The sequence below is a fragment of the Pseudomonas sp. Irchel 3H7 genome, assembly GCF_900187605.1.
Lineage (GTDB): Bacteria > Pseudomonadota > Gammaproteobacteria > Pseudomonadales > Pseudomonadaceae > Aquipseudomonas.
Genome location: NZ_FYEA01000003.1, coordinates 475,471 through 496,692, shown reverse-complemented (window position 1 = coordinate 496,692; position 21,222 = coordinate 475,471). Strand labels below are relative to the sequence as shown.

Here is a 21,222-nt window from a genome sequence, read left to right as displayed (position 1 = left end):
GTGTCTCTGATCGCTTCTGACCACTTCCGCATCGTTGTCGGCCTCGGCAAGAGCGGCATGTCCCTGGTTCGCTTCCTGGCGAACCGGGGCACGTCGTTTGCCGTGGCGGACACGCGGGAAAATCCACCGGAACTGGCCACGCTCAAGCGTGACTATCCGCACGTGGAAGTGCGTTGTGGCGAGCTGGACGTCGAATTCCTGTGCCGTGCCGACGAGCTCTACGTGAGCCCCGGCCTGGCGCTGGCGACCCCGGCCCTGCAAGCCGCTGCGGCCCGTGGCGTGAAACTGTCCGGCGACATCGAGCTGTTCGCGCGTAACGCGCGGGCGCCGATCGTGGCCATCAGCGGTTCCAACGCGAAAAGCACCGTCACCACTCTGGTTGGCGAGATGGCGGCTGCGGCCGGCAAACGTGTCGCCGTCGGCGGCAACCTTGGCACTCCGGCGCTGGATCTGCTCAGCGACGACGTCGAGCTGTACGTGATGGAACTGTCGAGTTTCCAACTGGAAACCACCGACCAGCTCAATGCCGAAGTGGCCACCGTGCTGAACATCAGCGAAGACCACATGGATCGCTACAGCGGTCTACCGGCGTACCACTTGGCCAAGCACCGGATTTTCCGTGGTGCCAAGCAGTTCGTGGTCAACCGTCAGGATGCGCTGACTCGTCCGTTGATGGGTGAGGGCCAGCCGTGCTGGACCTTCGGTCTGAGCAAACCGGATTTCAAGGCATTCGGTATCCGCGAAGAAGATGGCGAGAAGTACCTGGCCTTCGAATTCCAGAATCTGATGCCAGTGCGTGAATTGAAGATTCGCGGTGCACACAACCAGTCCAACGCCCTCGCGGCGCTGGCGCTCGGTCACGCCGTGGGCTTGCCGTTCGACGCCATGCTCTCGGCGCTGCGCACCTTCGCCGGCCTCGAACATCGCTGCCAGTGGGTGCGTGATCTCGATGGCGTGGCGTATTACAACGATTCCAAAGCGACCAACGTTGGCGCCGCACTGGCGGCCATCGAAGGCCTCGGCACGGACATCAACGGTAAGGTCATCCTGATCGCCGGTGGTGATGGCAAGGGTGCCGAATTCAACGATCTGCGTGATCCGGTGGCGGCCAACTGCCGCGCCGTGATCCTGATGGGCCGCGACTCCGACAAGATCGGCGAGGCCATCGGCGACGCCGTGCCATTGATTCGCGCGACCTCACTGGTCGACGCCGTTGCGCAATGCCGCGCCGCCGCCCGGCCGGGTGACGTCGTGCTGCTGTCGCCGGCCTGTGCCAGTTTCGACATGTTCAAGAATTACGAAGACCGTGGTCACCAGTTCGTCCGCGCTGTGGAGGATCTGGCATGAGCCTGCGCAATATCATCAAACCGTATCCGTCGCCGATCATCACCGGGCGCGGTATCGACCTCGATTTCCCGATGCTCGCCGGTTGCCTGGCGCTGCTCGGTCTCGGTTTGATCATGATCGCCTCGGCGTCCACCGAAGTGGCAGCCGCGCAGTCGGGCAGTCCGCTGTATTACATGATTCGCCACCTTATTTATGTGGTGCTGGGTCTGGGCGCGTGCATCGTCACCATGATGATTCCGATCGCCACCTGGCAACGTCTCGGCTGGCTGATGCTGATCGGTGCGTTCGGGTTGCTGGTGATGGTGATCATTCCCGGCATCGGTCGCGAAGTGAACGGTTCGATGCGCTGGATCGGTTTCAGCTTCTTCAACGTGCAGCCGTCGGAAATCGCCAAAGTGTTCGTGGTGATCTACCTCGCCGGTTATCTGGTACGTCGCCAGAAAGAGGTGCGTGAAAGCTGGATGGGCTTCTTCAAGCCGTTCATCGTGCTGCTGCCGATGGCCGGTCTGTTGCTGATGGAACCGGACTTCGGGGCCACCGTAGTAATGATGGGTGCTGCGGCGGCCATGCTGTTCCTCGGCGGGGTCGGACTGTTCCGCTTCTCGCTGATGGTGGTGTTGGCGGTCGGGGCCGTGGTCTTGCTGATTCAGATGCAGCCATATCGTATGGCGCGTCTGACCAACTTCGCCGACCCGTGGGCTGACCAGTTCGGCGCCGGCTATCAGTTGTCGCAAGCGTTGATCGCGTTCGGTCGCGGTGAATGGCTGGGCGTCGGTCTGGGCAACAGCGTGCAGAAGCAGTTCTACCTGCCGGAAGCGCACACTGACTTCGTGTTCTCGGTACTGGCTGAAGAGCTCGGCGCCGTGGGTTCGCTGTGCACCGTCGCGCTGTTCGTGTTCGTGTGTATTCGCGGCATGTACATCGGCTTGTGGGCGGAGAAAGCCAAGCAGTTCTTTGCCGCGTATGTGGCTTACGGTCTGTCGTTCCTGTGGATTGGTCAGTTCCTGATCAACATCGGTGTGAACGTCGGCCTGCTGCCAACCAAGGGTCTGACCCTGCCGTTCCTCAGTTATGGCGGCAGCTCGTTGGTGATCTGCTGTGCCTGTCTCGGCTTGTTGCTGAGGATCGAGTGGGAGAGTCGAACCCATCTGGGCAGTGAAGAGATGGAGTTCCATGAGAGCGACTTCGCCGAGGAGCCGAATCATGGGCGCTAACGTATTGATCATGGCCGGCGGCACCGGCGGCCACGTATTCCCGGCGCTGGCCTGTGCCCGCGAGTTTCAGGCGCGCGGCTACACCGTGCACTGGCTCGGCACGCCACGCGGCATCGAGAATGAACTGGTGCCGGCGGCAGGTCTTGAACTGCACCGCATCAACGCTACCGGCCTGCGCGGCAAGGGCAAGCTGTCGCTGCTCAAGGCGCCGTTCATGCTGCTCAAATCGGTGTGGCAGGCGCGGGCGATCATTCGTCGCTTGAAGCCGGTGTGTGTGGTCGGCTTCGGTGGTTATGTGACCGGTCCCGGTGGCCTCGCCGCGAAACTGGCCGGTGTGCCGGTGATCGTTCACGAGCAGAACGCCGTGGCCGGCACCGCCAATCGGTTGCTGGTGCCGTTCGCCGCCCGGGTGTGTGAAGCGTTCCCCGACACCTTTACTCTGTCGGACACCCGCCGTACCACCGGAAACCCGGTGCGCAGCGAGCTGTTCCTCGATACATCGCGACCTGCCCTGGCCGGTCGCAAAGCGCGTTTGCTGATCCTCGGCGGAAGCCTGGGTGCAGAGCCGTTGAACAAGTTGCTGCCTGAAGCCCTGGCCCAAGTCGCTGCCGATTTGCGCCCGGAAGTGTTTCATCAGGCTGGCAAAAACCACGATGAAGTGACTGCAGAGCGTTACCGCGCCGCCGGCGTGGAAGCGCAGGTGCAGCCGTTCATCAAAGACATGGCCCAGGCCTATGGCTGGGCTGACTTGGTGGTGTGCCGTGCAGGCGCGTTGACCATCAGTGAGCTGGCTGCCGCCGGTCTGCCCTCGATGCTGGTGCCTTTGCCCCACGCGATCGACGATCACCAGACCCGCAACGCCGATTATTTGGCCCGCGAAGGCGCTGCCTTCCTGATGCCGCAAAGAACGACTGGTGCCGCGGACCTTGCCGCGCGCCTGACAGAGGTCTTGATGCAACCGCAACGACTCGAAGATATGGCCCAAGCGGCCCGCCGTCTGGCGAAACCCGATGCCACCCGTAGCGTGGTCGATACCTGTCTGGAGGTGGCCCATGGTTGAGAATCAGAAAGCCATGCCGCAACCGGAAATGCGCCGCATCCGTCGCATCCACTTCGTCGGCATCGGCGGCGTGGGCATGTGCGGTATTGCCGAAGTGTTGTTGAACCTGGGCTACCAAGTGTCCGGTTCCGACCTGAAAGCTTCGCCGGTGACCGAGCGTCTGGAATCGTTCGGCGCGCAGATTTTCATTGGCCACCGTGCCGAGAACGCTGCGACCGCCGATGTGCTGGTGGTGTCTAGCGCGGTAAATACCTCGAACCCGGAAGTCGCGACTGCGCTTGAGCGCCGCATTCCGGTTGTACCGCGTGCCGAAATGCTTGCGGAACTGATGCGCTATCGCCACGGCATCGCTGTCGCCGGTACGCACGGCAAAACCACCACCACCAGCCTGATCGCTTCGGTGTTCGCCGCGGGTGGTCTGGACCCGACGTTCGTCATCGGTGGTCGTCTGAATGCCGCGGGCACCAATGCCCAGCTCGGCACCAGCCGTTACCTGATCGCCGAAGCCGATGAAAGCGATGCGAGTTTCCTGCATCTGCAACCGCTGGTGGCCGTGGTCACCAACATCGATGCCGACCACATGGCGACCTACGACGGTGACTTCAACAAACTGAAGAAAACCTTCGTCGAGTTCCTGCACAACCTGCCGTTTTACGGTTTGGCCGTGATGTGCCTGGACGATCCGGTGGTGCGTGAAATCCTGCCGCTGGTGAAGCGTCCGACCGTGACCTACGGCTTCAGCGAAGACGCTGACGTGCGCGCGATCAATATTCGCCAGCAAGGCATGCAGACGTTCTTCACCGTGCTGCGCCCGGATCGTGAACCGCTGGACGTGTCGGTGAACATGCCCGGCAACCACAACGTCCTCAACTCGCTGGCGACCATTTGCATCGCCACCGACGAAGGCGTCAGCGATGAAGCCATCGTTCAGGGCCTGTCGGGCTTCCAGGGCGTGGGCCGACGCTTCCAGGTCTACGGCGAACTGCCGGTGGACGGCGGCAACGTGATGCTGGTCGACGACTACGGTCACCACCCGACCGAAGTCGCCGCGGTGATCAAAGCCGTGCGCGGTGGCTGGCCGGAGCGCCGTCTGGTGATGGTGTATCAGCCGCACCGTTACAGCCGCACCCGCGACCTGTACGACGACTTCGTCAATGTACTGGCCGACGCCAACGTGCTGCTGCTGATGGAAGTTTATCCGGCCGGCGAAGAGCCGATCCCGGGCGCCGACAGCCGCAAGCTGTGCAACAGCATCCGCCAGCGCGGTCAGCTCGACCCGATCTACATCGAGCGTGGCGTCGATCTGGCGCCGCTGGTCAAGCCGCTGCTGCGTGCCGGCGACATCCTGCTGTGTCAGGGCGCTGGTGATATCGGCGGTCTCGCGCCGAAGCTGTTGAAAAGTGAATTGTTCGCTGGCGCCGTGGCGGCGTCGGTCGAGGGGAAGTTGAAATGACTGCTGCCTACGCCAACCTGTTCTCCACCATCGCGCCGAAAGACTTCGGCCGCGTTGCCGTGCTCTTTGGCGGCCTGAGTGCCGAGCGTGAGGTTTCGCTGAAATCCGGTAACGCCGTGCTCGACGCACTGCAAAGCGCTGGCGTGGACGCGTTTGGCATCGACGTTGGCGACGACATTCTGCAACGTCTGCTCAGCGAAAAGATCGACCGCGCCTTCATCATTCTTCACGGCCGTGGCGGTGAAGACGGCTCCATGCAGGGCCTGCTCGAAGTGGCGGGCATTCCGTACACCGGCAGTGGCATTCTGGCCTCGGCACTGGCGATGGACAAACTGCGCACCAAGCAGGTCTGGCACAGCCTCGGGATTCCGACGCCGCGTCACGCCGTGCTGTGCAGCGAAGCCGATTGTATTTCGGCGGCGACGGAACTGGGCTTCCCTTTGATCGTCAAACCGGCGCATGAAGGTTCAAGTATCGGGATGGCCAAAGTGAGTTCTGCGTCCGAGTTGATCGACGCATGGAAAGCGGCCAGTACCTACGATTCGCAAGTCTTGGTTGAGCAATGGATTCAAGGTCCGGAGTTCACCATCGCCACCCTGCGTGACCAGGTGTTGCCTCCTATCGCCCTGGGTACACCGCACACGTTCTACGACTACGACGCCAAGTACATCGCCAACGATACCCAGTACCGCATTCCGTGCGGGCTGGATGCCGTCAAGGAGCAAGAACTCATGGATCTCACGGCCAAGGCCTGTGAGGCGCTGGGTATTGCCGGCTGGGGCAGGGCGGACGTGATGCAGGACGCCGACGGGCAGTTCTGGTTCCTGGAAGTGAACACCGCACCGGGCATGACCGATCACAGTCTGGTGCCGATGGCGGCCCGCGCGGCTGGCCTGGATTTCCAGCAACTGGTTCTGGCCATTCTGGCCGCCAGTGTTGAAGACGCTCGAGGTTAAGACGATGCAAGGCGCTCAGCTCCGACATCAGCCTCCCGCACCCGGCCGCAAGCCGGTGCCACGGGGTGCCAGCCGAATGGTGGCGAAAGAGCCGATGTCCGCGCGCCTGCCGAAAGCCAATTTCAGCTTTCTGAAAAGTCTGTTCTGGCCGGTGCTGTTGGTGGTGCTGGGCTTTGGCACTTACGAAGGCGCGACGCGTTTGCTGCCGTACGCCGACCGGCCGATCACCAAGATCGCCGTGCAGGGCGACCTGAGCTACATCAGCCAGCAAGCGGTGCAGCAGCGGATCGCCCCGTATGTGGCGTCGAGCTTCTTCACCATCGACCTGGCCGGTATGCGCACCGAGCTTGAGCAGATGCCGTGGATCGCCCACGCCGAAGTACGTCGGGTGTGGCCGGACCAGGTGGTGATCCGCCTCGAAGAACAATTGCCGGTGGCGCGTTGGGGCGACGAGTCGTTGCTGAACAACCAGGGCCAGGCGTTTACACCCAAGGAACTGGCGAATTACGAACACCTGCCACAGCTGTTCGGCCCACAACGGGCTCAGCAGCAAGTCATGCAGCAGTATCAGGTGCTGAGCCAGATGCTGCGGCCGTTGGGCTTCTCGATTGCGCGCCTGGAATTGCGTGAACGCGGGAGTTGGTTCTTGACCACCGGTGCCGGCAGTTCCGGCCCCGGCATCGAGTTGCTGCTGGGACGCGGCAACCTGGTGGAAAAGATGCGCCGCTTTATCGCCATCTATGACAAGACGCTTAAAGACCAGATTACGAACATTGCGCGCATCGATCTGCGCTACGCCAACGGCCTCGCTGTTGGCTGGCGGGAACCAGTAGCGCCGACGACAGCCCAACCCGCTGTCGCAAAGAATTAAGAAGAGGCAGGACCCATGGCAAACGTGCAAAGCGGCAAAATGATCGTCGGTCTCGATATCGGCACCTCCAAGGTGGTGGCGCTGGTCGGCGAGGTCTCCGACGACGGCTCGCTGGAAATCGTCGGGATCGGTACCCATCCGTCCCGTGGCCTGAAGAAGGGCGTGGTGGTCAACATCGAGTCCACCGTGCAATCGATCCAGCGCGCGATCGAAGAAGCCCAACTGATGGCGGGCTGCCGCATTCACTCGGCGTTCGTCGGCGTGGCGGGCAATCACATCCGCAGCCTGAACTCCCACGGCATCGTCGCGATCCGTGATCGTGAAGTCAGCTCGGCTGACCTTGAGCGCGTGCTCGACGCCGCTCAGGCTGTAGCTATCCCGGCTGACCAGCGCGTGCTGCACACCCTGCCGCAGGATTACGTGATCGATAACCAGGAAGGCGTGCGCGAGCCGCTGGGCATGTCCGGCGTGCGTCTGGAAGCCAAGGTTCACGTGGTCACCTGCGCCGTCAACGCCGCACAGAACATTGAAAAATGCGTGCGTCGCTGCGGTCTGGAAATCGACGACATCATTCTCGAGCAACTGGCTTCGGCCTACTCGGTGCTGACCGACGACGAGAAAGAACTCGGCGTGTGCCTGGTCGACATCGGCGGCGGCACCACTGACATCGCGATCTTTACTGAAGGCGCGATCCGCCACACCGCAGTGATCCCGATTGCCGGTGATCAGGTGACCAACGACATCGCCATGGCGTTGCGCACCCCGACCCAGTACGCCGAAGAGATCAAGATCCGCTACGCCTGCGCCCTGGCCAAACTGGCCGGTGCCGGTGAAACCATCAAGGTGCCGAGTGTTGGCGATCGTCCACCGCGCGAACTGTCGCGTCAGGCCCTGGCCGAAGTGGTCGAGCCGCGTTACGACGAACTGTTCACCCTGATCCAGGCCGAGCTGCGTCGCAGCGGCTACGAAGACCTGATCCCGGCCGGCATCGTCCTCACCGGCGGTACGTCGAAGATGGAAGGCGCCACTGAACTGGCCGAAGAAATCTTCCACATGCCGGTCCGCCTCGGCGTACCGCATGGCGTGAAAGGTCTGGATGACGTGGTGCGCAACCCGATTTATTCCACTGGCGTGGGCTTGTTGATGTACGGCCTGCAAAAGCAGTCCGACGGGGTTTCGTTCTCCGGCATCGGCAGCCGCGACAGCTACAGCAACGAAGAGCCACAGGCGCCGTTGCTGGACCGATTGAAGAAGTGGGTTCAAGGCAACTTCTAAAGCTTTACCGCAACACCGCAACAAAAATGCAGTAGGCGAAAAAACTAGAGAATGTAAGGAGAGGGAAAATGTTCGAACTCGTAGACAACATCCCCGCAAGCCCGGTAATCAAAGTTATCGGTGTTGGCGGTGGCGGCGGCAACGCTGTCAATCACATGGTCAAGAGCAACATCGAAGGCGTTGAATTCATCTGCGCCAACACTGATGCTCAAGCGCTGAAAAACATCGGCGCGCGTACCATTCTGCAACTGGGCACCGGCGTGACCAAAGGTCTGGGCGCCGGCGCCAACCCTGAAGTAGGTCGTCAGGCCGCTCTCGAAGACCGTGAGCGCATTGCCGAAGTCCTGCAGGGCACCAACATGGTGTTCATCACCACTGGCATGGGCGGCGGTACCGGTACCGGTGCTGCGCCGATCATCGCCGAAGTGGCCAAGGAAATGGGCATTCTGACCGTTGCGGTAGTAACGCGTCCGTTCCCGTTCGAAGGCCGCAAGCGTATGCAGATCGCCGATGAAGGCATCCGCATGCTTTCGGAAAGCGTCGACTCGTTGATCACCATCCCTAACGAGAAGCTGCTGACCATCCTCGGTAAAGACGCAAGCCTCTTGTCGGCTTTCGCCAAGGCTGACGATGTACTGGCCGGTGCCGTTCGCGGTATCTCCGACATCATCAAGCGTCCGGGCATGATCAACGTCGACTTCGCCGACGTGCGTACCGTAATGAGCGAAATGGGCATGGCGATGATGGGCACTGGCTGCGCCAGCGGTCCGAACCGTGCACGTGAAGCCACTGAAGCGGCCATCCGCAACCCGCTGCTGGAAGACGTGAACCTGCAAGGCGCACGCGGCATCCTGGTGAACATCACCGCCGGTCCTGACCTGTCCCTGGGTGAGTACTCCGACGTGGGTAGCATCATCGAAGCCTTCGCTTCCGAGCACGCGATGGTCAAGGTCGGTACCGTTATCGATCCGGACATGCGCGACGAACTGCACGTGACTGTGGTTGCCACCGGTCTGGGCGCGAAAATCGAGAAGCCTGTAAAGGTTATCGACAACACCGTTCACACCTCCATGGCTTCTGCCCAGGTGCAACAACCGGCTGCGGCCCGTCAGGAAGCGCCAGCGGTGAACTACCGTGATCTGGACCGTCCGACCGTCATGCGCAACCAGGCTCAGGCCGGTGCTGCGGCTGCCGCGAAGATGAATCCGCAAGATGATCTGGACTACCTGGACATCCCGGCTTTCCTGCGTCGTCAGGCCGATTGATGGAATGTATCAGGGCTATGAAGGTGATTGGTGTTCAGCAAAGGCATGGTCTGCTATCATCGCCAGCCTTTGTTGATACCAGTTCGCAATTTGCGCTGAAGCGGCCCAAGCCATGATTAAACAACGCACACTGAAAAATATTATCCGTGCCACAGGTGTAGGCCTGCACTCCGGTGAGAAGGTCTATCTGACCCTCAAGCCTGCGCCTGTCGACACTGGCATTGTGTTTTGTCGCGCTGACCTCGACCCTGTGGTGCAGATTCCTGCCCGCGCGGAAAACGTCGGTGAAACCACTATGTCGACGACGCTGATCAACGGCGACGTGAAAGTGGACACGGTAGAGCACTTGCTCTCGGCCATGGCTGGCCTGGGCATCGATAACGCCTACGTCGAGCTCTCCGCGTCCGAAGTCCCGATCATGGATGGCAGCGCTGGACCCTTCGTATTCCTGATTCAATCGGCAGGCCTGGAAGAACAGGACGCCGCCAAGAAATTCATCCGTATCCTGCGTGAAGTGACAGTGGAAGACGGCGACAAGCGCGCCACTTTCGTCCCTTTCGAAGGGTTCAAGGTGAGCTTCGAGATCGATTTCGATCACCCGGTATTCCGGGACCGCACCCAAAGTGCAAGCGTGGATTTTTCCAGCACTTCGTTCGTAAAAGAAGTCAGCCGCGCCCGTACCTTTGGTTTCATGAGTGATATCGAGTACCTGCGCAAGCACAACCTCGCACTCGGCGGCAGCGTTGAAAACGCGATCGTGGTTGATGCCGATGGCGTACTGAACGAAGACGGCCTTCGCTATGAAGACGAATTCGTGAAGCACAAGATCCTCGATGCCATTGGCGACCTGTACCTGCTGGGTAACAGCCTGATTGGTGAGTTCAAAGGCTTCAAGTCCGGCCACGCACTGAACAACCAGCTGCTGCGCAAGTTGATTGAGCAGACAGATGCTTGGGAAGTGGTGACGTTCGAAGACGCCAGCACCGCACCAATCTCTTACATGCGCCCGGTTGCGGCGGTGTAAGTAAAAAACCTCTCTAGTTTTTTGAAGGCCATCCTCGGATGGCCTTTTTTTATGCCTGCAATTTCTCTGGTGCCTGATCTGGCCCTATCGCTGGCAAGCCAGCTCCCACAGGTTTCTTTGTGAATCACAAATCTGCAGCACATCACAAATCCCTGTGGGAGCTGGCTTGCCAGCGATAGGGCCGGTGAAGCCAATACATCTATCAGGCAGCCACCACCACCCGGTTACGCCCACCTTCCTTGGCCTGATACAACGCCTTGTCCGCCGCAAACAGCAACTGCTCCAGCGTCATCTCGCTCGCCGCCGTCCATGTCGCGATGCCAATACTCACGGTCATCAGCCGCTCAGCCCCATCGACCAATGGCAATTGCTCCACCGCCTGACGAATATGCTCGGCAATCTGCTGCGCGCCATGGCCGTCGGTCTCGGCCAGAATCACCGAAAACTCCTCCCCGCCATAACGCGCGACCAAATCCGCCGGTCGCCGCACATTGTCCGTGATGACCTTGGCCAGCGTCTTCAACGCCTGATCCCCGGCCTGATGCCCATGTCGATCATTGAAAGCCTTGAAGTGATCGGCATCGATCATCATCACCGACATCGGTTTGCCCGAGCGCTGGGCGCGGAACCACTCATGACGCAGTGCCTGATCGAGCATTCGCCGATTGGCCACGCCCGTCAGCGCATCGGTAGCAGCCAGTTGCGCCAGCTCGCGCTCGGCCCGTTGGCGCAAACGCAACTCGCGGGCCAACAGCCAGGTCAGCCACAACAGACCCACGCACAACACGCCCGTGGCACCGCTGATCAGAATCGCGGTGCGCCGCCAGGTGCCGAACACTTGATCGCTGGACAGCGCAACCATCACCGTCAACGGCAAATTGCCAACCCGCGAATAGGTATAGAGGCGCTGCTGATGATCCATGCTCGAGGTGCTGGTGAAACTGCCGCTGCCGTCCTTGTCTCCGAGGATGCGCACGACATTCGGCCGGTTGCCGAAGCTTTTGCCGATGGAATCACTTTGCAGATAAGGCTTCTGTGCGAGCAGGACGCCGTCACTGTTGATGATGTTCAGCGTGCTGTCTTTGCCAATGTCGAGGCTGTTGAACAATTGGTCGAAGTAGTCGAGTTTCATCGACGCCACGGCCACACCAGCGAACTCACCGGTTTGCGAGGAGATCCGGCGACTGAAACTGATTCGCCACTGATTGGCCTCGTCGCAGTCGCAACGGGTCTTGAACGGACGGCTGATGAACATGCCGATGTCGCGATTGAAGGCGTGGGCGAGGAAGTAATCGCGGTCGGCAAAATTACCCGGTTTTGGCTCGATTCGCGAAGAATCGGCAATCACATTCCCATGTTTGTCGAGCAACAGAATGTCGCCCTTGAAGCGTGCCGTGGTCGAGCGGTCGAACAGCGCCAGATGGCGGATCTGCGGTGAGACATCTTGCAGGTCATCGCGCTGGGCGGCGGCGATCAGGCCTTGCAGGGTCAAGTCGTACAGCTCGACGGTGCGCAGCACATCGGCGTCGATCAGTTGCGCAATGGTGGTGGCACTGCGGGTCGCCGATTCCCGAGCATTGGCGTGCTCGCGGATCAGCAGGAACGTGACGATGCACAGAATCGCGATCACTGTCAGCAAACTGCCGCAGATCAGCAGCAGCTCGGGGCGTCCGGTCTTGCCCGCAACGGGTGGGGTACGGCTCGCGATCATGATTGGGCTGTCGGTTGGGGGAAGGTCTTATAAGCGTAGTAGGCCAAACACCACAGCCGAAGCCAGAAACCATTCCTAATGTGGGAGCGAGCCTGGACTTCAAGACTGTGCTGTGGCGCCGATCTTAGAAGACGTTGATCGGGTAGTCGATGATCACGCGGTATTCATCTGTATCCGAATCAATCACGCCGTAACCGTTGCCGCCACGGTTGGTCGCCCATTGCAGGTGCACCGCCAGATCCTTGGCCTGACCGCTCTGCACCACGTACTTCAAGTCGAGATCGCGTTCCCAATGCTTGGCGTTGCGGCCATCGGCGCTGTACCAGTTGGAATAGCCTTTGCTGTCGGGGTCAACTTTGGTCAGGTCGACAGTGCCGCGCGAGTAGGACACAGACGAAGTCAGACCCGGCACGCCGACACCGGCGAAGTCATAGGCGTACTTGAGCTTCCACGAGCGTTCGTTCGGGCCGTTGAAGTCGGAATACTGTTGCGAGTTATCCAGATAAACGCTGTCACCCTGGCTGATGTAGTCGAACGGCGTGTTGCCGTTGACCCGCTGATACGCGGCGGTGACGCTGTGATTACCGACGCCAACGGTGAAATGCAGGCTGTAGGTGTTGTTGTCGATGTTGCCCAGCAGCGCATCACCGGTGTCTTGCGTGTGATAGAAATGCAGGCCCGGGTTGAGGCTGACCAGATCGTTCAACTGCCAGGTGTAATCCAGGTCGTAGTAGTACTGGTTCCAGATGTCCTTCAGCTCGGAGGCGTAAAGACTGCTGGTCAGACCTTCGACGCCGCTCCAGGCCACACCGGCCCAGTTCAGGTGCTGGCTCTCATCGCCGTCGGCAAGGGTGCCGTAGGAAGTGCCAATACGCGTGTGACCGCTTTGGTTATACGGCTTGGTGAAACTGGCTTGGCCGCCTTCGATCAGCCAGCCGTCGAAGCTGTGGTTGGTCAGACTCACACCACGGAAAGTCTGCGGCAGCATGCGCGTTTCACCGCCAGCGATGACCGGGTTGGTGAGGAACAGGTCTCCGGCCTTCAATTCGGTATCGAACGCGCGCATTTTCAACGTGCCGCCCGCCGTGGAGAACGAACCCGGCGCTTTGCCGCCATTCTCTCGGACCGGCAGGATGCTTGACCCGTCCGTGCCGCCACCGCCATCCAGCTTCAACCCGAGCATGGCGTGGGCGTCAATGCCGAAACCGACCGTGCCTTCGGTGTAACCCGATTTGAACACCCCAAGAAAGCCTTGGCCCCACTCGATGTTGTCGTCCGCTTTCTGCAAGCGGTTGCGATTCATGTAGTAGTTGCGGGCGTTGAGGTTGAGGCTCGAACCCTCGACAAAGCCTTCTTTGGCAGGCTCGTCGGCGTGGGCGGCAGGGGCAATCGTTGCGGCAATTGCAATGAACAGCGGGGTGAAGCGGACTGGGTAACGCACGTGCAATGGAGCTCCTTGGGTCAACTGGCGCCTCTATATTTTGAGGCGCTCGATGTTTCTTGTTGTTACAGACGAACCAAACGGCTTTCAGACCACAACGAAAAAAGGCCGCTGAAAGGCAGCGGCCTGGAATGACGACGGTTGAACGGGAAGAGCCAAACAACCGCGTCGAGGGAAACGTTGGCGCGAAGCGCGCCTCAGCTGTCTTTCTCGCTTGCTTGAGTCTGGGAAGTGGCAGCCTGCGGGGCTTGCGAGGCGTCCTGAGCCTTGGCCATCACTTCGGCCTGATGCTGATCGAAGGCCTGCGCGCGAGCGACATTGTGCGCCACGAACGATTGCGATTCTTCAGCCATCGCCATCGGCGACAGGATCAATGAGGACAAAACGAACGCGCTGGCAATACCCATACTGTTGGACATCTTGAAAACCTTCTCGCTTGGCGAGTGCTGTTTGGTGCGGGCAAAGATAAGGTCGCCGGGCGTTGGGAAACAGCGTGATTTTCATAAATGACTGTTGCGCGGGAGGTAAAAGTCGAAGATCGCGGTGCGGCCAAGGGCAACCCCCTCACCCCAGCCCTCTCCCCCAAGGGGGCGAGGGGGAAAGGGAGCCGATCGGGGGCTTTTCAAAGCCTGAGTTCGACTCGAGCTTTCAGGTCGGCGTACTTTGAAAGAGCACCACGGTCAGTCCCCTCTCCCTCCGGGAGAGGGTTAGGGTGAGGGGCTTTTCAGACCGGCAAATAAATCCCGAAAGTATTCATCCCCCGATCACTGCGCACAAACACATCCCCGCCATGCATCAGCGCAATCGCCTTGACGATCGCTAGCCCCAACCCATGGTTATTGCCACTGTTACTGCGCGACGCATCGACCCGATAAAAGCGCTCGAACAGCCGTGGCAAATGCTCACTGGCAATCGGCGAACCGGGGTTGGCCACGCCGATACTCACCTGATGTTCCTCAACCTCGATGCGCACCTCAATCACCTGACCCGGGCCGGTGTGCTGCACCGCATTGCTCAACAGATTGATCAACGCCCGGCGCAAATGCGCGACCTCGATCTGCACCAGTGCATCACCGCTGACCTGCACTTCAACCTGCGCATCTTCAAGGATGAAATCCAGATACTCCAGCGTCGTCGCCACCTCAGCAGCCAGCGAAGTCGAGGTGAGCTTGGTCGCCTTGTTGCCCTGATCGGCACTGGCCAGAAACAGCATGTCATTGATGATCGAACGCAGCCGTTCCAGCTCTTCAAGATTGGATTGCAGCACTTCGAAATAGTGTTCGGCAGAGCGCCCACGGGTCAGCGCCACTTGCGTCTGGCCAATCAAATTGGTCAGCGGTGAACGCAGTTCATGGGCGACGTCGGCGTTGAACGATTCCAGCCGCGAGTAGGCCTGCTCGACCCGTTCCAGCGTCGAGTTGAACGAATCGACAAACTGCTCAAGCTCCGGTGGCAGCGGTGACAAACGCAAGCGCCCGGCGCGTAGTGGTGGCGCCAAGCGCTGAGCCTCATGGGACAGTTTGATCAACGGCTTCAAACCAATCCGCGCGACCCAATACCCCAGCGCCGACGCCATCAACACACCGACAATCGCCAACCCGATCAGCGCGATCAACAGATTGTGCTGAGTCTCGTGAAAGGTCTCGGTATCAATGCCGATCATGAAGCGTAGCGGCGGCCGCTGATCCTTGGCTGGCAACTCGGTCAGCAACACTTTCAGTGGATAAGGATGGTCGGGCAACTGCAGGTCATGCATGCCCAGCGGGCCTTGAGCGAACGCGCGAATCGCCGCATCGGGCTGACCATACTCGTAACCCGGATCGCCACTCACCACCCAGAAACGAATGCGTTTGTCCTCTTCGCCGAGCAGCTTCAACTTGGCGTTGATTTTCACCCAGTGCTCCGGCGTGCCGAAGCGATTGAGCGCCGATTCGAGCACGCTATATCGGGCATCCAGCTCGGCTTCCGGGAGCAATCCCAAGCCTTTGTCGACCTGTTGATACAACGCGCCGCCGATCAACAGAAACACCAGCAGCGCCACCAGCGTGAACATTCCACTGAGGCGCAGGGCAATCGAGTTACTGGACACCACGGCTCTCCAGCACATAACCCATGCCGCGAATGGTGTGCAGCAGTTTCTCGTCGAACGGCCCGTCGAGCTTGGCGCGCAGGCGTTTGATCGCCACTTCGACGACGTTGGCGTCACTGTCGAAATTGATGTCCCAGACCATCTCGGCAATCGCGGTTTTCGAAAGGATTTCACCTTGGCGACGGGCGAGGACGCTCAACAACGAAAACTCCTTGGCGGTCAGATCCAGTCGGGTGCCGGCGCGGGTCGCCTTGCGGCTGATCAGATCTATCCACAGGTCGGCGATGCTCACTTGCACCGGTTCGTGGCCGCCGCTGCGCCGGGTCAGTGCTTGCAGACGCGCGACCAGTTCGAGGAAGGAAAACGGTTTGCCGAGGTAATCGTCGGCACCGTCGCGCAAGCCTTTGATGCGGTCTTCGACGCGCTCGCGGGCGGTGAGCATGATCACCGGGGTCTGCTTGCGTGCACGCAATGCGCGCAGTACGCCGAAGCCATCGAGGCCCGGTAGCATGACGTCGAGGACGATCACCGCGTAGTCGCTTTCCAGCGCCAGATGCAGACCCTCGACGCCGTCGCGAGCCAGATCCACGGTGTAACCCTGTTCCGTCAGACCGCGGTGCAGATAATCCGCGGTTTTTTCCTCGTCTTCGATAATCAGAACGCGCATGACCCTGCCTCAGTCTGTGGTCGCCAATGCCGGTGAGGGCATCGGTTTGGGCCGGTGGAACAGCCGCTCGAGCCACAAGTATATGACCGGAGTGGTAAACAACGTCAGCATCTGGCTGACCAGCAAACCGCCGACCACCGCGATCCCCAACGGTTGGCGCAGTTCGGCGCCGGTGCCGTAACCGAGCATCAGCGGCAGGGCACCGAGCAGGGCGGCGAGGGTGGTCATGATGATCGGCCGGAACCGCGTGATGCACGCTTCGAAAATCGCCTCCTGCGGCGACAGACCTCGGTGGCGCTGCGCTTCGAGCGCGAAGTCGATCATCAGGATGCCGTTCTTCTTGACGATACCGATCAGCAACACCAGGCCGATCAACGCCATGATCGAAAAGTCCTGGCCGCAGATCCATAGCATGATCACTGCGCCCAAACCCGCCGCCGGCAATGTCGAAATGATCGTCAGCGGGTGCACGAAGCTTTCATAAAGCACACCGAGAATGATGTACACCGCCACCAGCGCCGCGAGAATCAGCCACGGCTGGCTGGCCAGCGAACTCTGGAACGCCTGCGCCGCACCCTGGAAATTGCCGCTGATCGCCGTCGGCATGCCGATCTCGGCCTTGGCCTGATTGAGCAGAATCACCGCATCACCCAACGCCACGCCGGGCGCGAGGTTGAACGACAGGTTGGCGGCCGGGAACATCCCATCGTGGGCAATCGACAGCGGGCCGATGGTTGGCGCATCGAATTTGGCCAGCGCTGACAGCGGCACCATCTCGCCACTCAGCGGTGAGCGCAGGTAGAAATAGTTGAGGCTTTCGGCTTTGCCGCGTTGTTTGGTATCCAGCTCCAGAATCACGTTGTACTGATTGACCTGAGTCTGGAATTCGTTGATCTGCCGCTGGCCAAAGGCGTCGTACAGCGCCTCATCGACATCGCTGGCGGTCAGGCCGAAACGGGCGGCGGCGCTGCGGTCGATGCTGATGTGGGTGATGCTGCCGCCCAGTTGCAGGTCGTTGGAAATGTCGCGGAACGCCGGGTTGCTGCGCAGTTTTTCCGTGAGGCGTTGTGTCCATGTGGCGAGGGTCGCGCCGTCGTTACTCTTCAGCACGTATTGATACTGCGCGCGGCTTGGACCGGAGCTGAGGTTGATGTCCTGGCCGGCGCGCAGGTAGAGGACGATGCCGGGGACTTTCATCAGTTGCGGACGGATGCGGTCGATGAACTGGCTGGCTGAAACATCGCGGTCGCCACGTTTTTTCAGGGCGATCCAGAAGCGGCCGTTGGCGATGGTCTGGTTACTGCCGGACACGCCGACCGAGTGGGAAAACGCCTGCACGGCCGGATCGGCGGCGACGATTTCGGCCATGGCCAAGTGTTTTTTCACCATGTCGCCGTAGGAAATATCCGCAGCCGCTTCAGTGGTGCCGAGGACGAAACCGGTGTCCTGCACCGGGAAGAAACCTTTCGGGATAAAGATGTAACCGCCGATGGCCAGCGCCAGCGATAAACCGAAAACGCCGATCATCAACTTCTGATGGGCGAGGGCGCGGCGCAGACCTTTCTCGTACCAGCCGAGCAGACGTTCGCTGAAGCCCGGTTTGGCGTGGGCGTGGTGCACCGGTTTGCGCATGAACAGCGCCGCCAACGTTGGAGCCAGAGTCAGCGAGACCACCACGGAAATCATGATGGTCGAGGTCGCCGTCAGGGCGAATTCCTTGAACAGTCGCCCGACCACACCGCCCATGAACAGCAGCGGAATAAACGCTGCCACCAGCGAGAAACTGATCGAGACCACGGTGAAACCGATCTCGCCCGCGCCCTTGATCGCCGCTTCGCGCATATCGTCGCCGGCCTCCAGATGGCGGTGGATGTTTTCCACCACCACGATGGCATCGTCGACCACAAATCCCACGGCCACCACGATCGCCACCAGCGTCAGGTTGTTAAGGCTGAAACCGAGGATGTACATCAGGGCGAAACTGGCGATCAGCGACACGCCGAGCACCGCCGAAACAATCAGGGTCGCCGACAACTGACGCAGGAACAGCGCCATCACCGCGACCACCAGCAGGATCGCGATCAACAGGGTGATCTCGACCTCATGCAGCGAGGCACGAATGGTCTGGGTGCGATCGATCAGGGTTTTCACTTGCACCGAGGCCGGCAGCATCGCTTCGAGGCCGGGCAGGGCGGCTTGAATGCGGTCGACGGTTTCAACGATGTTCGCGCCCGGTTGACGCGAGATCACCAAGTTCACCCCGGGTTGATCACCGGCCCACGCTTGCACGTAGGCATCTTCCGAACCGTTGACGACTTTGGCGACATCGCGCAGGTGAACCGGGGCGCCATCCTTGTAGGAAACGATGAGTTGGCTGTAATCCTCGGGGTGGAACAACTGATCGTTGGTCGACAGTGTGGAAATGCTCGATTCGCCGTACAGCGCACCTTTGGCGAGGTTGAGGCTGGTCTGCTGGATCGCCAGACGAATGTCGGCGAGGGTCAGGCCGATCGCCGCGAGTTTGTCGGCCGAGGCTTGTACGCGAATCGCCGGACGTTGCTGACCGGTGATGTTGATTTGGCCTACGCCGTCGATCTGACTGATCTGACGCGAGAGCAGGGTTTCCACCAGGTCGCTGAGTTCGGTGCCGGGCATTTGTGACGAGCTGACACTGAGGATCAGCACCGGGCTGTCGGCCGGGTTGACCTTCTTCCAAGTCGGCAGGGTCGGCATGTCCTTGGGCAGTTTGCCGGCGGCGGTGTTGATCGCCGCTTGGACTTCCTGGGCGGCGGTGTCGATGCTTTTATCGAGGGTGAACTGCAGGGTCAGCAGGCTGGAGCCGAGCGCACTGCTGGAGGTCATCTGGGTCATGCCGGGGATGGCGCTGAATTGCACCTCCAGCGGCGTGGCCACGGACGAGGCCATGGTGTCGGGGCTGGCGCCGGGCAACTGCGCGGACACCTGAATCGTCGGAAATTCCGCTTCCGGCAGTGGGGCAATCGGTAAACGCGGGAAGGCAATCAAACCGACCAGCACCAGCGCGATGGTCAGCAGAATGGTTGCGACCGGGTGATCGATGCACCACGTCGAGACGCCTTTGTGCGCCTTCATGGTTTCGGCTCCGCTTGCACCACCTGCGCCGGCTCGCTCATGACTTGCACCGTTGAACCCGGTTTAAGCCGCGACTGGCCATCGGTGACCAGCACGTCACCGGCCTTCACGCCTTTGATGATGTCCTGACCGCTGCCTTGATAAACCATCTGCACTTGCACGGCTTCGACCTTGTCGCCGTTGACCCGGTAAACGAAGTGTTGGTCGAGGCCACGTTGTACAACGGTGGGCGGGACGACCAGCGCATCTTTGTCGAGGGCTGTCTGAATTTTTACCGTGACCAGCAGGCCGGGCCAGAGCTTCTGGCTGGCGTTGTCGAATTCGGCCTTGGCGCGGATGGTGCCGGTGTTGGCGTTGATCTGGTTGTCGATCAGGGTCAGGTGACCTTCGCCGAGCAGGTTGCCGGTTTCGCCATCGGTGTCGGCGCCGATGTAGGCCTTGACCGGTGCGCGCTGCGGATCGTTGATCAGGCCTTGCAGGGTCGGCAGCATTTGCTGCGGCAGGGAGAATTCGACGGCGATCGGGTCGATCTGGGTGACGGTGAACAGGCCGGCGGTGTCGGTCATGCGCAGGAAGTTGCCTTCGTCGACTGTGCGAATACCGACGCGGCCGGTGACGGGGGAGCGGATCTGCGTGTAGGACAGTTGCACCTGCGCCGCATCGATCGAAGCCTGGTTGCCTTGGGCGGTGGCTTTGAGTTGGTTGACCAGGGCTTGTTGCTGGTCGTAAGTCTGTTTCGAGATGCCGTCGTCGACGGTGAGCAGTTTGTAGCGTTTGAGGTTGACCAGGGCGACTTGCAGTTGCGCCTGGCTTTCGCCCAGTTGGGCGCGGGCCTGGTCGAGGCTGGCGCGGATGGAGCGGTCGTCAATGGTGGCCAGCAGGTCGCCTGCTTTGACGAGTTGGCCTTCTTTGACGAGGATTTTGGTGAGGATGCCGTCGATCTGGGGGCGCACGACGACGCTGTGTAATGAGAGGACGGAGCCGATGCCGCTGGTGTAGCGGGGGACGTCTTTTTCGCTGACCGCTATGACTCGCACGGGGATTGCGGTGGGGGTGGCGAGTTTGGTCGGGGCGGGTTTCAGGGCGTACCACAGACCTGCGCCTGCGAGGACGATCAATAGGGTGGCGAGCAGGGCTTTGTTCTTTTGGATTCGCATGCGGGGTGGGCGCCGGAGGTTTGGAGTTTGGGCAGGTTGGGTAGTTATAAACTTGTTTGGGGGTCAGGAGGGTGACGGCTGGCTGTCAGCGCTGTCAGTTTTCTTTGGGTGTATATCCGTTGCTGCGGGTGTTGCTGATTACGGTTCCGCCCTTACGGCGGGTCACTTTTTCCAGACGCCGAAAAAGTAACCAAAAAGGCTTGCTCCTACGTACGGCCCGCTCGCTGGGGCTCGGGGTTCCTTCGCTGCGGGATCGATCCGGGCGCAGCGCCTACGGTTTGCTTCGCTGCACCTCCTCTCGCTGTGTTTGGCTGCGCCAAACGGTCGCTGCGCTCCCACGCCCGTATCAATCCCTCCACTCAGCCTTCCGACGTCGCCCGTGGATCAAGATCAAGATCAAGAGCAGGCGAGCTGACACTCGGCCTATTGAGTGGTGAAGAGCGCGGCGTGATCGGCTTTGGATTTGTGGTGGATTTGCCCCTCACCCCAGCCCTCTCCCGAGGGAGAGGGAGCCGATTTTCGGGCGTTTCAAAACCTGAGTTCAACGCGGTATTTCACGTCGGTGTACCTCTCCCAAACAC

At 60.6% G+C, this 21,222-nt stretch carries 16 protein-coding genes; 9 read left to right on the top strand and 7 right to left on the bottom strand.

Features of this window, described 5'->3' with window-relative positions:
• The 9 genes from murD to lpxC all read left to right on the top strand — a co-directional run bounded on the left by murD (position 1) and on the right by lpxC (position 10,465).
• Positions 1 to 1,347: a UDP-N-acetylmuramoyl-L-alanine--D-glutamate ligase gene (gene murD, locus CKW38_RS08225; protein WP_095112409.1), complete on the top strand. Its 1,347-nt coding sequence runs from the start codon at positions 1 to 3 to the stop codon at positions 1,345 to 1,347.
• Positions 1,344 to 2,561 (top strand): putative lipid II flippase FtsW, encoded by a 1,218-nt coding sequence (gene ftsW / locus CKW38_RS08220; RefSeq protein ID WP_007916996.1) that lies wholly within the window; start codon positions 1,344 to 1,346, stop codon positions 2,559 to 2,561. The genes murD and ftsW overlap by 4 nt, the downstream gene beginning before the upstream one ends.
• Positions 2,551 to 3,621, top strand: coding sequence for an undecaprenyldiphospho-muramoylpentapeptide beta-N-acetylglucosaminyltransferase (gene murG, locus CKW38_RS08215; protein WP_007916994.1), 1,071 nt, complete (start codon positions 2,551 to 2,553; stop codon positions 3,619 to 3,621). The genes ftsW and murG overlap by 11 nt, the downstream gene beginning before the upstream one ends.
• Positions 3,614 to 5,074 (top strand): UDP-N-acetylmuramate--L-alanine ligase, encoded by a 1,461-nt coding sequence (gene murC / locus CKW38_RS08210; RefSeq protein WP_007916992.1) that lies wholly within the window; start codon positions 3,614 to 3,616, stop codon positions 5,072 to 5,074. Before murG ends, murC begins: the two co-directional genes overlap by 8 nt.
• Positions 5,071 to 6,030 carry a D-alanine--D-alanine ligase gene (locus CKW38_RS08205; RefSeq protein WP_095112408.1) on the top strand — a complete coding sequence of 320 codons (960 nt, stop codon included), beginning with the start codon at positions 5,071 to 5,073 and terminating at the stop codon, positions 6,028 to 6,030. The genes murC and CKW38_RS08205 overlap by 4 nt, the downstream gene beginning before the upstream one ends.
• A gap of 4 nt (positions 6,031 to 6,034) precedes the next feature.
• On the top strand, positions 6,035 to 6,901 hold the full coding sequence (locus CKW38_RS08200; RefSeq protein ID WP_007916989.1) for a cell division protein FtsQ/DivIB: 867 nt from the start codon (positions 6,035 to 6,037) through the stop codon (positions 6,899 to 6,901).
• Between the two features lie 15 nt (positions 6,902 to 6,916).
• Entirely contained in the window at positions 6,917 to 8,176 is a 1,260-nt protein-coding gene (gene ftsA / locus CKW38_RS08195; RefSeq protein ID WP_007916987.1) for a cell division protein FtsA, read from the top strand.
• A 68-nt stretch (positions 8,177 to 8,244) separates the two neighbouring features.
• On the top strand, positions 8,245 to 9,441 hold the full coding sequence (gene ftsZ / locus CKW38_RS08190) for a cell division protein FtsZ (protein ID WP_007916986.1): 1,197 nt from the start codon (positions 8,245 to 8,247) through the stop codon (positions 9,439 to 9,441).
• 112 nt (positions 9,442 to 9,553) lie between these two features.
• A complete protein-coding gene (gene lpxC, locus CKW38_RS08185) occupies positions 9,554 to 10,465 on the top strand; it encodes a UDP-3-O-acyl-N-acetylglucosamine deacetylase (RefSeq protein ID WP_007916984.1) in 912 nt (303 codons plus the stop codon).
• A 202-nt stretch (positions 10,466 to 10,667) separates the two neighbouring features.
• Here lpxC and CKW38_RS08180 read toward each other — a convergent pair whose 3' ends face one another.
• From CKW38_RS08180 to CKW38_RS08150, 7 genes are all read right to left on the bottom strand, one after another.
• Positions 10,668 to 12,176 carry a sensor domain-containing diguanylate cyclase gene (locus CKW38_RS08180; RefSeq protein WP_095112407.1) on the bottom strand — a complete coding sequence of 503 codons (1,509 nt, stop codon included), beginning with the start codon at positions 12,174 to 12,176 and terminating at the stop codon, positions 10,668 to 10,670.
• Positions 12,177 to 12,300: 124 nt separating this feature from the next.
• Positions 12,301 to 13,617, bottom strand: a complete 1,317-nt coding sequence (locus CKW38_RS08175) for an OprD family porin (protein ID WP_095112439.1) — start codon at positions 13,615 to 13,617, stop codon at positions 12,301 to 12,303.
• Between the two features lie 197 nt (positions 13,618 to 13,814).
• Entirely contained in the window at positions 13,815 to 14,036 is a 222-nt protein-coding gene (locus CKW38_RS08170) for a hypothetical protein (protein WP_007916980.1), read from the bottom strand.
• 305 nt (positions 14,037 to 14,341) lie between these two features.
• Positions 14,342 to 15,706: a heavy metal sensor histidine kinase gene (locus tag CKW38_RS08165; protein WP_095112406.1), complete on the bottom strand. Its 1,365-nt coding sequence runs from the start codon at positions 15,704 to 15,706 to the stop codon at positions 14,342 to 14,344.
• Positions 15,696 to 16,373: a heavy metal response regulator transcription factor gene (locus CKW38_RS08160; RefSeq protein ID WP_007916978.1), complete on the bottom strand. Its 678-nt coding sequence runs from the start codon at positions 16,371 to 16,373 to the stop codon at positions 15,696 to 15,698. Before CKW38_RS08160 ends, CKW38_RS08165 begins: the two co-directional genes overlap by 11 nt.
• 9 nt (positions 16,374 to 16,382) lie before the next feature.
• Positions 16,383 to 19,484 carry a multidrug efflux RND transporter permease subunit gene (locus CKW38_RS08155; protein WP_007916977.1) on the bottom strand — a complete coding sequence of 1,034 codons (3,102 nt, stop codon included), beginning with the start codon at positions 19,482 to 19,484 and terminating at the stop codon, positions 16,383 to 16,385.
• Entirely contained in the window at positions 19,481 to 20,641 is a 1,161-nt protein-coding gene (locus CKW38_RS08150) for an efflux RND transporter periplasmic adaptor subunit (protein WP_007916974.1), read from the bottom strand. Before CKW38_RS08150 ends, CKW38_RS08155 begins: the two co-directional genes overlap by 4 nt.
• Between the last annotated feature and the right edge of the window lie 581 nt (positions 20,642 to 21,222).

Coding starts and splice junctions, on each gene's coding strand:
- murC (WP_007916992.1), top strand. CDS start 3,614: ATGGTTGAGAATCAGAAAGCCATGCCGCAACCGGAAATGCGCCGCATC.
- ftsZ (WP_007916986.1), top strand. CDS start 8,245: ATGTTCGAACTCGTAGACAACATCCCCGCAAGCCCGGTAATCAAAGTT.
- murG (WP_007916994.1), top strand. CDS start 2,551: ATGGGCGCTAACGTATTGATCATGGCCGGCGGCACCGGCGGCCACGTA.
- CKW38_RS08155 (WP_007916977.1), bottom strand. CDS start 19,484: ATGAAGGCGCACAAAGGCGTCTCGACGTGGTGCATCGATCACCCGGTC.
- CKW38_RS08170 (WP_007916980.1), bottom strand. CDS start 14,036: ATGTCCAACAGTATGGGTATTGCCAGCGCGTTCGTTTTGTCCTCATTG.
- ftsW (WP_007916996.1), top strand. CDS start 1,344: ATGAGCCTGCGCAATATCATCAAACCGTATCCGTCGCCGATCATCACC.
- ftsA (WP_007916987.1), top strand. CDS start 6,917: ATGGCAAACGTGCAAAGCGGCAAAATGATCGTCGGTCTCGATATCGGC.
- CKW38_RS08150 (WP_007916974.1), bottom strand. CDS start 20,641: ATGCGAATCCAAAAGAACAAAGCCCTGCTCGCCACCCTATTGATCGTC.
- lpxC (WP_007916984.1), top strand. CDS start 9,554: ATGATTAAACAACGCACACTGAAAAATATTATCCGTGCCACAGGTGTA.
- CKW38_RS08180 (WP_095112407.1), bottom strand. CDS start 12,176: ATGATCGCGAGCCGTACCCCACCCGTTGCGGGCAAGACCGGACGCCCC.
- CKW38_RS08200 (WP_007916989.1), top strand. CDS start 6,035: ATGCAAGGCGCTCAGCTCCGACATCAGCCTCCCGCACCCGGCCGCAAG.
- CKW38_RS08205 (WP_095112408.1), top strand. CDS start 5,071: ATGACTGCTGCCTACGCCAACCTGTTCTCCACCATCGCGCCGAAAGAC.
- CKW38_RS08160 (WP_007916978.1), bottom strand. CDS start 16,373: ATGCGCGTTCTGATTATCGAAGACGAGGAAAAAACCGCGGATTATCTG.